The sequence below is a fragment of the Arthrobacter sp. B0427-1-12 genome, from assembly GCF_059092905.1.
This window is the reverse complement of record NZ_JBNHIC010000044.1, coordinates 16,914-28,091: the sequence shown is the minus strand read 5'-3', so window position 1 is coordinate 28,091 and position 11,178 is coordinate 16,914. Positions and strand designations below refer to the sequence as shown.

The 11,178-nt window shown below is 60.8% G+C and carries 8 protein-coding genes; 5 read left to right on the top strand and 3 right to left on the bottom strand.

Going from position 1 to position 11,178, the window contains the following annotated elements; genetic code table 11:
• The coding region (locus tag AC5RWU_RS19215) for a transposase (protein ID WP_494037143.1) at nucleotides 1-464 on the top strand (464 nt) is incomplete at its 5' end.
• A 159-nt stretch (nucleotides 465-623) separates the two neighbouring features.
• On the opposite strand, the gene AC5RWU_RS19210 is transcribed toward AC5RWU_RS19215, so the two are convergent.
• The 3 genes from AC5RWU_RS19210 to dcm are packed head-to-tail and all read right to left on the bottom strand — an operon-like array spanning nucleotide 624 to nucleotide 3,568.
• Complete coding sequence (locus AC5RWU_RS19210) at nucleotides 624-1,868, bottom strand: type II restriction endonuclease (RefSeq protein WP_494032535.1); 1,245 nt, start codon at nucleotides 1,866-1,868, stop codon at nucleotides 624-626.
• A 2-nt stretch (nucleotides 1,869-1,870) separates the two neighbouring features.
• Nucleotides 1,871-2,317 (bottom strand): very short patch repair endonuclease, encoded by a 447-nt coding sequence (locus tag AC5RWU_RS19205; protein ID WP_494032516.1) that lies wholly within the window; start codon nucleotides 2,315-2,317, stop codon nucleotides 1,871-1,873.
• A gap of 3 nt (nucleotides 2,318-2,320) precedes the next feature.
• A complete protein-coding gene (gene dcm, locus AC5RWU_RS19200; RefSeq protein WP_494032517.1) occupies nucleotides 2,321-3,568 on the bottom strand; it encodes a DNA (cytosine-5-)-methyltransferase in 1,248 nt (415 codons plus the stop codon).
• 283 nt (nucleotides 3,569-3,851) lie between these two features.
• Between dcm and AC5RWU_RS19195 the strand changes: the two genes are divergently transcribed.
• Genes AC5RWU_RS19195 through AC5RWU_RS19180 form a run of 4 tightly spaced genes read left to right on the top strand, consistent with a single transcriptional unit; the run spans nucleotide 3,852 to nucleotide 11,130 of the window.
• The gene (locus AC5RWU_RS19195; protein WP_494032518.1) at nucleotides 3,852-5,336 is read left to right on the top strand and encodes an ATP-binding protein; all 1,485 of its coding nucleotides are present in this window, start codon (nucleotides 3,852-3,854) and stop codon (nucleotides 5,334-5,336) included.
• Nucleotides 5,323-8,058 carry a Z1 domain-containing protein gene (locus AC5RWU_RS19190; RefSeq protein WP_494032519.1) on the top strand — a complete coding sequence of 912 codons (2,736 nt, stop codon included), beginning with the start codon at nucleotides 5,323-5,325 and terminating at the stop codon, nucleotides 8,056-8,058. The genes AC5RWU_RS19195 and AC5RWU_RS19190 overlap by 14 nt, the downstream gene beginning before the upstream one ends.
• On the top strand, nucleotides 8,051-9,049 hold the full coding sequence (locus AC5RWU_RS19185) for a PD-(D/E)XK motif protein (RefSeq protein WP_494032520.1): 999 nt from the start codon (nucleotides 8,051-8,053) through the stop codon (nucleotides 9,047-9,049). Before AC5RWU_RS19190 ends, AC5RWU_RS19185 begins: the two co-directional genes overlap by 8 nt.
• The gene (locus AC5RWU_RS19180; protein ID WP_494032521.1) at nucleotides 9,049-11,130 is read left to right on the top strand and encodes an AIPR family protein; all 2,082 of its coding nucleotides are present in this window, start codon (nucleotides 9,049-9,051) and stop codon (nucleotides 11,128-11,130) included. Before AC5RWU_RS19185 ends, AC5RWU_RS19180 begins: the two co-directional genes overlap by 1 nt.
• The last annotated feature ends 48 nt before the right edge of the window (nucleotides 11,131-11,178 follow it).

The following is an 11,178-nucleotide window of genomic DNA, read 5'->3' as shown; positions in this document are numbered from 1 at the left end:
CGGTCCAGGCTTGCATCATTCACCTGATCCGCAACACGTTCCGGTTCGCCTCCCGGCACTACTGGGAGGAGATGGGCAAGGACCTCAAACCCGTCTATACCGCCCCGACCGAGGCAGCGGCCAGGGAGCGGTTCGCGGAGTTCGACGCGAAATGGGGCACCCAGTACCCGGCAATCACCAGGCTCTGGCGCAACGCCTGGTCCGAGTTCGTCCCGTTCCTGGACTGGGACGTGGAGATCCGGCGGGTGATCTGCTCGACCAACGCCATCGAGTCCCTCAACGCCCGCTATCGGCGCGCTGTGAGGGCCCGGGGCCATTTCCCTAACGACGCCGCGGCGCTGAAATGCCTCTACCTCGTCACCCGTTCCCTTGACCCCACCGGACGGGGACGGGCACGATGGGCCACACGATGGAAGCCTGCATTGAACGCGTTCACCATCGCATTCGAAGGCAGAATCAACTAACCAAGCGCCAAGCCAGACCCACCGTTATTCGGACACTCCCAACGGAACCGGCCTGATCTGTTGTATCACGCTGTTGGACAGGACGGTCATGGGTTCCGGTTCATTCCAATATGGGTGAATCAACATCCTTCAGAATGCTCTTGGACGCAAGGGCCATATCTAGAGGAGTTTGCCTTGGGCAGGGCCGTATTGGTCCCGCTCCCGGACCATGTCGATGAACGCCTGAATGTCCATGAGCCATTCCTGCTGGTACTGGTTGTATGGCGTCTGCATTGGGCCGGGGACGACGAGCTGGAGGCGGTGGTCGCGCATTTCGTCGGTCTGTGCGCGACTGATGGGGCTTTCCAGGGTCAGCAGGTGCTTGTCCTCGACCCGTCTGGCTTCGCTGAGGACCTGCCGCCACCGGTCCTTGCAGGTGGTCTTGACCCCGAGCATGGTCAGATCCACGGCGGGGAAGGCCCCGTCCCGGTATTCGTCGATGGAGGGGAAGACGAAGTCGGGCCGGGCCCGGTTTTCGGTAACGGGGTTGAAGGAATGCCGGACGTTCAGGGCGTTGAAGAGGGCGATGAGGTGGTTTTCCAGTCCCTTACCGGCCCGGCTCTTGCGCCGGTTGTGGATGGACAGGGAAACCTCGATGAACCGGTCCACATCGACCTGCCCGTTCTCGTAGAGACTGTTGAGGGTGTCGGTGGCCAGGTGGCGTTCGAGGGTGCGGAAGAGCAGTTCCTCCTGTTCGAGCCAGGCGACCAGGACCGCGTCGGGGTCATCGGCCGGGTGCAGGTCCGGCAGGCTCTGCCGGGCGAAGGCACCGAATTCGGCGGAGGTGGGAAACCGGGCACCGAACTTCGCCAGGACTTTCTCCAGCCATTCGTCGCTGGCAGGTTCGACGGCGATGCCGAGCATATCCAGCAGGTACATCGCGCCCAGGCCCAGGCTGTCGTGTTCGGTGGTCAGTCCGGAGCGGACGGTGAAGCCCTCGTGGGTGAAGACCTGGGTGCCGAAGAGCCAGTCGAGCTGGGCGGCGGTGGTGGAGCCGGCCGGGGCGACAATGAACAGCACCTGGCCGCTGACCTGCCGGGCGATGAAGACCACATCGCCTGGCTGGGCCCGTTTCATCGCGTCGATGGAGGCGGGGTAGTAGAGCCGGTATTCGGTCCGGCCCGGGGTTTTCTCCCGGGCGTCGTAGAAGGTCAGGGCGCCGTCCTCGGTCTCCGGTTCATCGGTGTCATCGGTCATCCAGAGGAACCGGGTGGGGATGCGGAGTTTGCCCTCGGGCCGGCCGAAGAGTTCCAGCAGGGCCCGGACCCCGTCCAGTTCGTGCTGGTTGGACCGTTTGCCGACGGTTTCGACGGCGCTGAGGATTTTCGCCGCGACCCCGTCGAAGTGGTCGGCCAGGTACCCCATCTTCACGTCGTCCAGTCCTTTCTGTCCGTTCCGGCGGTGATCCAGGCGGCGATGTCGTCAATGAGCGGGGCCGGATCCTGCCGGGCGGCCTTGAGGGCGCATTCCCACACGGTGCCCACCCGCCAGCCGGCGGCCTCCAGTTCCCGCTGTACCCGGGCGTCCCGGGCCCGGTTGCCCTCGATCTTGGCCCGCCAGAACTCCTGGCGGGTCTGGGGCCAGCGGAACAGCGGGCAGCTGTGCCCGTGCCAGAAGCACCCGTTGAACAGGATGACCGCCCGGTACCGGGGCAGGACGATATCGGGTTTGCCCGGCAGGTTCGTGGCGTTGATCCGGTAGCGGAAGCCCCGGCGGTGCAGTTCCTTGCGGATCAGCACCTCACCTTTGGTGTTCCGGTCCCGGATGCCGGCCATCATCCGGGACCGCACCTCGGGGCCGACAATGTCGGCCACGGCTCAGGCCGACAGGCTCTGCGGGCTGGCCGGTGCAATGATCCTGGCCACGTGCGGGGTCATGATCCGGGCGACCTCGGCCATGACCGGGGTGACCACGCTGTTGCCGAACTGCTTGTAGGCCTGGGTGTCGCTGACCGGGATCCTGAACGAGTCGTCAAAGCCCATCAGCCGGGCGCACTCGCGCGGGGTCAGCCGGCGCGGCCGGCCCGCTCCCTGGGCAACCAGGATTTCCGAGCCGTCCTTGTAGTAGCGGGCCGACAGTGTCCGGGAGGTGCCGGAGGGGTGGACCAGGCCGAAGCCGAAGCCGTTGCCGGCGGCCTTGTGCTTGGCCGCGTACGCCTGCAGGTAGGCCCACAGCTTCGGCGTCAGCGTGTACTTGGGCTGCACTTCCTGGTTGTCGTGGTCGAAGAACCGGTCCCCGTCCCACTCCAAAAGCGGTTCGGTGCCGTCGGTGCGGTGCAGGATCGTGTCCAGCTTCGGGCCCACCGGCGGCAGCTCCAGGTCCTCCCAGCTGAAGTCGGTCGGCTCCCTGAATCCGATAATGATGATGCGTTCGCGGTGCTGGGGAGTGAAGCTGATCCCGTCAATGACCCGGGTGTGGACCTCGTAGCCGAGCTCCTCCTGCAGGGTCTGCATGATCACGGCGAAGGTCTTGCCCTTGTCATGGGAGCGCAGGTTCTTCACGTTCTCCAGCATGAACGCGGCCGGCCGCTTCTGGTTGATGATCCGGGCCACGTCAAAGAACAGGGTGCCTTGGGTGGCGTCCTCGAAGCCGTGGGCCCGGCCCAGTGCGTTTTTCTTGCTCACCCCGGCAATGGAGAACGGCTGGCAGGGGAAACCGCCCAGCAGCACGTCATGGTCCGGGACCTCCTCGGCGGGGAAGGGCTGGATGTCCCCGACGAAGGTGTGGGACTCCTCGTTGTCGTCCGGGAAGTTCGCCAGGTAGGTCTTCTGCGCCCAGCTGTTCCACTCGCTGGTGAAGACACAGCGCCCGCCGTGGGTCTCGAAGCCCTTGCGGATGCCCCCGATGCCGGCAAACAGGTCAATGAAGGTGAAATCCCCTGCTGCCACCGGGGTGTGCATGCCCAGGAGCTCCCGCAGGGCCGGGGCCAGCATCGTCGGCATCGGTGTCTCGCCCTTTTCCCAGCGGGCCACGGTGCGGTCGGAAACGTTCAGCTGCTCGGCCAGCTGTGCCTGGGTGTAGCGGGCGCGGGCTTGGGCGAGTAATGCGGTGGGGGAGTCCATCATGTCCTCTCGGGGGTTATCTGTATGACATCTTGTCGCATATTTGACCCAGCGGCGGGAGCGCCGCGCCGGTTACTTGCGGATTGGCTGGCAGTGCCAGCGACAGTTCCTATGAACCGGGTCGCGTTGCACACGGTGTCTGATCAGCCATGACAGGAAAGTATCTTCCGCCAGTGACAGTTTTTCCGGTCTCGCCTCTGACCGGACCGGACAGGAGCCGTGATGAGTTCTCAAATCCTGTCAGAGCGCTGGTATAACTTTTAGCCAGTACTAATTTGGGGGAATTTTGGAATTTGAGGTTGTGCCGCCCGGCCCACAGCTCATGGAATCGATGCGGGCTGTCGGCTACTCACTCGAAACCGCAATCGCGGATATCATCGACAACTCGATTACCGCCGAAGCAAGCTCTGTCGATATCAGGTTCAGTGCCGAGCCAGGAAGCACCTACGTGTCCATCAGCGATGACGGCATCGGCATGGATGCCGAGGGCGTCCGACATGCAATGAAACTTGCCGGGCAGGACGCGAGGAATGCCCGAAGCTCACGGGACCTGGGACGCTTCGGGCTGGGACTGAAGACCGCTTCGCTCTCGCAGTGCCGCAAGCTGACATTGTGCAGCAAGAAGAACGGCGACATGGTGGGTGTCCAGTGGGATCTTGACCGGCTCGCAGAAACGGGGCAGTGGCAGCTACGGGTCCTCTCCAGCAAGGAGCTCGAGGATTCTCCACACACGCAGTGCCTGAGGGAACAGGATTCGGGGACTGTCGTTTTGTGGGAAAACATCGACATGACCGACCCCGACCATGGGAAGTTTGCCGAGGATTTTACGGCAAAAATGGTTGCGGCCAGGAAGCATCTGGCGTTGATCTACCACCGATTCCTGGAGGGCGAAGGGGGGCAGAAGCTGACCCTTCGACTGAATCTGGATGTCATTGAACCGGCCGATCCCTTCTTGCGCGGTAACAGGGCAACGCAATGGGGCCATACGGAAAATCTCCGTGTGGCAGGTGAGCAAATCATGCTGCGTCCTTGCACGTTGCCGTACATCAACAGAATGTCAGCCAAGGAACGCGAGCAGGCGCAACTGACCGGAACGCTGCGGGACAGCCAGGGTTTCTACATTTACCGGGCAAAACGTCTGGTGATCTGGGGGACGTGGTTCCGGCTGGTGCCGCGCGGTGAATTGGGAAAACTTGCCCGTGTCCAGGTGGATATTCCGAATACCCTGGATCACCTGTGGGCCCTCGATATCAAGAAGTCTGCCGCCAGCCCTCCGCCGGCCATCCGCCAGGCCTTGAGACAGGTTGTTGACCGGATACTGCAGCCCAGCGAGCGGGCTTTCAAGCACAAGGGCATTATCGAAGATCCGAAGCGCAGCCTCACCCGGACCTGGCTGGGACTGTCCAACAGGGAGGGGTTCCACTACGAAATCAACCGGAATCACCCTCTGATCGAGAACCTTGCCGAACAGCTCGACGTGGCACAGTTACGAGCCCTGGATGCTGCGCTAAAGGCCATCGAGTCCTCCTTTCCCGTGACAGATGCGTACCTGAAGATGACCGGTGATCAGCCTCACCGAATGCCATCGAGCACGGACAAGGCGCTAAAACAACTCGCCACCGAGTACTGGCTGCAATGGTCTGCAGGCGGAGGCTCTGCTGAGGATTTTGTGAACGGGTTCAAGGTGGCCGAGCAATTCGCCCACTGTCGCGACGCCCCTGCCCTGCTAAGAGAAGTTACCGAACTGGAGTTGAGCAATGACGCAGACTGAAGACATCCGCGCAGCTGAAATAGCCCAGCTGGAACGCATGCTAAAGGCCCAGCTCGTCGGAACGGACCTGACCGAAGAGCGGGTAGAGACCAACCTGAAGCTGCTGGCCGGCGTGTTTGGCACCCATTTGGAAGCGGAGGATCTGGCCGCTATCGCCAAGCGGATCCAGTCCGCCATGGGAATCACCATGGACCGGGGCGTTGTACTGACCGCCCAGGGACATGAGCCCTGGGTGGTTCAGCAGCGGGGCCAGATTGACTGGCGACGCTGGACGGCCTACCAGGATTGGCTGGTCAACGACCAGAACATCTCCCCACGGGTGGTCAAGGATATGGGCGCCTTGACCGACGACATCCTTGATTTGGTCGGGGACCCCCAGCGCCCAGGATCGTGGAATCGGGTTGGCCAGGTACTGGGCGACGTGCAATCGGGCAAGACGAGCACCTACCTTGGCCTTTTCAACAAGGCGATCGATGCCGGTTACCGCCTGATCATTGTTCTGGGCGGGCACACGGAGCACCTGCGCCGCCAGACGCAGAAGCGGGTGGATGAGGGCGTCATCGGCATCACGAAACGCATGCCCGGCTCCAAACTCGGCACCGATGCCTCCCCGGACCTCAAGGTCGGGATCGGTGTTCAAAATGTGGACCTTGTCGGAAAGGTTGCCTCACGTACCAGCGTCTGGGCGGATTTCAACTCCACCACCCAGAAAACGACCCTGATCCATGTCGGCAAGTCCCCCGACCAGACGTTCGTCTTCGTGGTGAAGAAAAACAAGGCCATCCTCCAGAGCCTCCTGACTGAATTTGAAGAACAGGCCGGAGCCGAAGGCAAGCTCGAGCTTCCCATGATCCTGCTCGACGATGAATCCGACTATGCCTCGGTCAACACCAAAGATGAAGACAACCCCACGGTCATCAACGACCTGATCCGCAAGCTGCTCAAGAAATTTGAGCGCAGCTCCTACATCGGATTTTCGGCCACCCCGTTCGCCAACATCTTCATTGACAGTGATGTCGAGGATGACCTGTTTCCCAAGGACTACATCTATGCGCTTCGGGCGCCCTCCAACTATGTGGGAGCGGACAAAGTCTTCGGCACTGCCGAGGACGGAGCCAGCCAGGTGGTGGAGCTGACGGATGCCGAGGACTGCTTTCCGCCCAAGCACAAGGCCAGCTGGTCCGTTCCCGCGGTCCCGGAAAGTCTGCGCGAGGCCATCCGCACATTCCTGATCGCCAATGCCATCCGTGACATCCGCGGCGACGGGGAGCACCGCCGCTCCATGCTCGTCAACGTCTCACGGTTCATCAACGTACAGGACCAAGTTTATTCCTTTGTAGCAGCTGAGCTCACCCAGCTGCAGAACGCCATTGGGCTTCATGCGAAAACCTATGCCGCCGGCCAGGCCAACCAGCTCTTCGCGCTCCTGGAAAGCACCTTCCACAAGCACTACCCGGCCACAGGAGTGACATGGGAACAGGTGCTCGAGGCACTTCCTGCTGCTGTCGCCGACATTAACCCTGCAGTCGTGAACTCCTCGCTGGACAAGAAGCTGGCCACTGATCCCGGCGCTCAGAGACAGCGGAATCGCCAGATCGTTGTGGGCGGGGACGTATTGAGCAGAGGACTCACCCTCGATGGGCTCATGGTCAGCTATTTCTACCGCCACAGTACGGCCACAGACACACTGCTTCAGATGGCCCGCTGGTTTGGCTACCGGGAAGGCTACCAGGACCTCTGCCGGGTATGGATTACCCCTGACCAGGCAGACAATTTTGCCTACATCGACAGGTCCGTCAAGGAACTTCGAGCCGACCTGATCTCGATGCACAATGACGGATACACCCCGTCCGATTTCGGTGTCGCCGTGCGCAAACATCCCGGGTCAATGCTCATTACAGCCCGGAACAAGATGAAATCCGCAGCCGAGTGGAGAGTCCGGGTCTCCTACTCCGGCCGCTCACCGGAAACAACGAAGCTGTCCGCCCGCACATCGCACGTCCGCGGCAACTACAAGGCGCTCAAGACCCTGATCCGCACGGTCGGATCTGACAAATCAGCCGTCTATGTCCCGAGGGATAAATCTCTGAGCCACCGCTGGACCGACGTGGACCGGCTGATCATTGCCGACCTGCTCAGGGATTTTACCGCGCACGCCCGGGATTTCCAGTTCGCCCCCGCGCTGGAAAGACACGTGCGTTCGGGCTCCAAACACGATACCTGGGATGTAGTCGTCATGGCCGGCGCCGCAAAGGCTCCCACAAAGACCATCGAGGGGACGACCATTACGCTGGGCCAGCGCAAGATCGAACGGCGCAAGGATGATGACGACAATGCCGAGTTTTATGCTGTTGCCGGCAGCAGCCGACGTCTCGGTGGTCGCAGCGACTTCCGCCTGGTGGCGGACTCGCAAGCGGTTTCGGACTTGGAAAAGCAGTACCTGGCGGAGACCGGATCAGCGAACCCGCCCGAGGCAGAATACATGCGGCTTCTGGACCGCCCGGTGCTGTTCGCTTACGCCATGGATCCGGAAAGGATTGAGCCCCAGCTCAAGTCGGACCATCCGAACCTGGAACATCCGATCGTTGCCATCAAACTGGCCTTTCCCCATGCATCCGATGATCCGCGCGATGAGACCGAGGATGTCGAATACATGATTACCAAGACCATGCTGCGCAAAATGATGGGATCTGAAGACCTGGACGGGACCTTCGATGAATAGCCAGATCCCCGAGGACATCGTTGCCTCCTGGGAGCAGCTACTGCTCCGCAAGGAAGGACGCCAGAAGCTGCTATCCATCGAACATCCCCTGCAGATTCATTTCGGGGATGGCGACAACTCAGAACCCATCTTTTTCGTCCGCACCAGAAACCGCCCCCGAAAACCGGAAGTGTCAGCAGCTGTGCGGGTGGATCTGGGCCTGCGCCACGACGGGGAATGGGCCTTGACGTTCGCACTGACCGACGAACGTTTCAAGAAAACCTTCATGAGTCTGTGCTGGGATCTTGCCCAGCGCAGCAGCGGCGCCTCCTCCGAACCTGAAGCACTGGCTCTCTTCATGTCGGCCCTGGGCGAATGGAAGAGGCTGCTCACCTTCCACGAGAGCGACACCCTCTCAGAATCCTCGGTGCGGGGCCTGCTGGCCGAGATGTGGTTCGGATTCATCTCCGGCCACATCCAGGTGCCGGCCGACCAGATCCAGGACGCATGGCGCGGACCACTGGGAAGCGACCAGGACTTCACCTTTCCCGGGCAATCCTTTGAGGTCAAATCCATCCACAATGATTCGACAACCGTCAGGATTTCCTCGGCCGAACAGCTCGATGCCTCACCGCTGGACCTTGTCCTTGTAACACTGACCGAGGTTCCGGTCCCGGTCCCCGGATCGTGGACCCTGCGGGCCGTCATCGACCATGTCGAAAACCTGCACGCGGCTGACCTCACCAGTATGGAACTGCTGGTCCGGAAACTGGAGCACCGGCTTCGGGTCGACAAAAACAACCCTTACTACTCCGAACATCACTATGTGCCGGTCTCCTACAGCGGCTATACCGTCTCCGCTCAGTTCCCGGCCATTCGTGCCAGCGAGCTGGACCAGGGCCTGGCAGATGTCAGCTACAGCATCGCAATTCCCGCCCTGTCCGGATTTCACAGCTATTCGTCCGACGAGGCGCAGCCGTTCTACAAACCTAGCTTGGGGCAAATCATCTAATGAACATTCAGGAATTCCATCTGACTCTCCAATCTGACGTCCGGGCACGGGCAGAAGCGGAAAACGATTTCGCGGCCGGCGCATTCGCCAATCTGATGGCGGACAAACTCTCCGATGTCGAGGAGATCGACAACCTCCAGGTTTTCCACTACGAGGGATTGGGATCCAGACACCAGAACCTGGCCGTCGACGGTTTCGACCTGGACGATAATGACGGACAGATTTCACTGGCAGTTGTCCATTGGAGCGGCACGGAGGACATTGACGTCCTGTCCACGCCGGAGGCCAAAAAGCACCTCAGGGCGCTGGAATACTTCCTTACCGAGTCAGTACAAAACTTCCTCGAAGACGCACTGGAAGAAAGCTCGATCGCCTACCAGCTCGCCCGCGACCTGCGGTCCCGGGGCCGCAACGTCAGCCGATACCGCCTCTACCTTCTGACCGACGCCCGAATCAGCGACCGGATGAAGGACGTCGTCAACTCCGAGCTGGACGGGGTGCCAATCGAGTACCACATTTGGGATCTTCAGCGTCTCCACCAGATTCAGCAATCCAACAGCGGACGGGCGGAGATCGAAATTGAGCTCGATTCGTGGCTGCCGCAGGGCCTGCCGGTCCTGCAGACCGAAGGCAAGAGCAACGACTTTGTCACCTACCTGGCCTCCGTCCCGGGGGACCTCGTTGCTGACCTGTACGGACAATATGGAAGCCGCCTGCTGGAAAGCAACGTCCGCAGTTACCTGAGCGCACGAGGAAGCGTTAACAAGGGCATCAAGACCACGGCACTTTCCAAACCGGAGATGTTCCTCGCCTACAACAACGGCATCACGGCAACGGCAACAGCAGTTTCCCTCGACTCATCTGCAGGCATGCCTGTCCTGCGCGGGATCCATAACCTCCAGATTGTCAATGGCGGCCAAACAACGGCATCCCTCTACAACCTCAGAAAAGACACCTCGCCCAAGCCGAACCTGTCGGACATCTTTGTGCAGATGAAACTCATCGTCGTCGATGCCGCCAAAGCCGAAGAAATCGTGCCCGATGTATCCCGCTACGCAAACAGCCAAAACAAGGTCAGCGCCGCCGACTTCTTCTCGAACAGCCCATTCCACCGCCGCATCGAAGACCTCTCACGGCGCATCCTCGCGCCGGCGTTGGCCGGAAAGTCCTACCAGACTTACTGGTTCTACGAACGGACGCGGGGCCAGTACCTGAACGAAAAGTCCCGAGGTACGGCTGCCCAGGCCCGGGCATTCGAAGCGCGCAACCCAAAGTCTCAGGTGATCACCAAGACCGACCTGGCAAAATTCGAACTGTCATGGCAGCAGAAGCCTCACATTGTCAGCCAAGGCGCCCAAAAGAGCTTCATGGCCTTCGCCAATTCGGTGTCAGATACCTGGGAAAAATCAGAGTCGGATTTCAACGAGCTGTACTTCAAGAACGCCGTCGCCCGGGCCCTGATGTTCAATACCATCCGCGCGGACATCGCTAAGTCTGATTGGTATGAGAAGGGCTATCTCGCCAACATCGTCACCTACACCATGGCGAAAATCGCCTACGAAATCGAACAACAAGGGCGCGGCCACCTGTTCGACTTCAACGCCGTGTGGACCCGACAAGCCCTCCCACAACCGGTACGGGACTTTGCTGTCCATGTCGGGGAACTCGTTTTGGGAGTCCTGAACTCCCCGGATCGTCCGGTCAACAACGTGACCGAATGGGCCAAGCGCGCCGAATGCTGGGCACAGGTCCAGCAGGTACCTGTCGTCCTTCCCGACCTGTTTACGGATGTGCTGGTATCTCCCACCAAGCAAATCAGCCGCCGGCGAGAAGCCGTCGCAACCCAAAAGATCGACAACGGCATCAACGCCACCATGGCCGTGCTCAACATCCCGCCCAAGGAATGGGCCGAAGCCATAGCCTACGGACAGCAGCACGGTGCGCTGACTGACAAAGAACTCACTCTTCTCAAAATGGTTGCCAAGCCCAAACCGGGCGTTCCCTCTGACCGACAGAGTGCCGTGATCCTGTCCTCACTGAAAAAACTGGAGGACATCGGTTTTTCTCGGGCGGGTCTCTAGGCTGACCTCCGCAAACTCATGTTCCAAGTCGATGAATATGCCGGATCC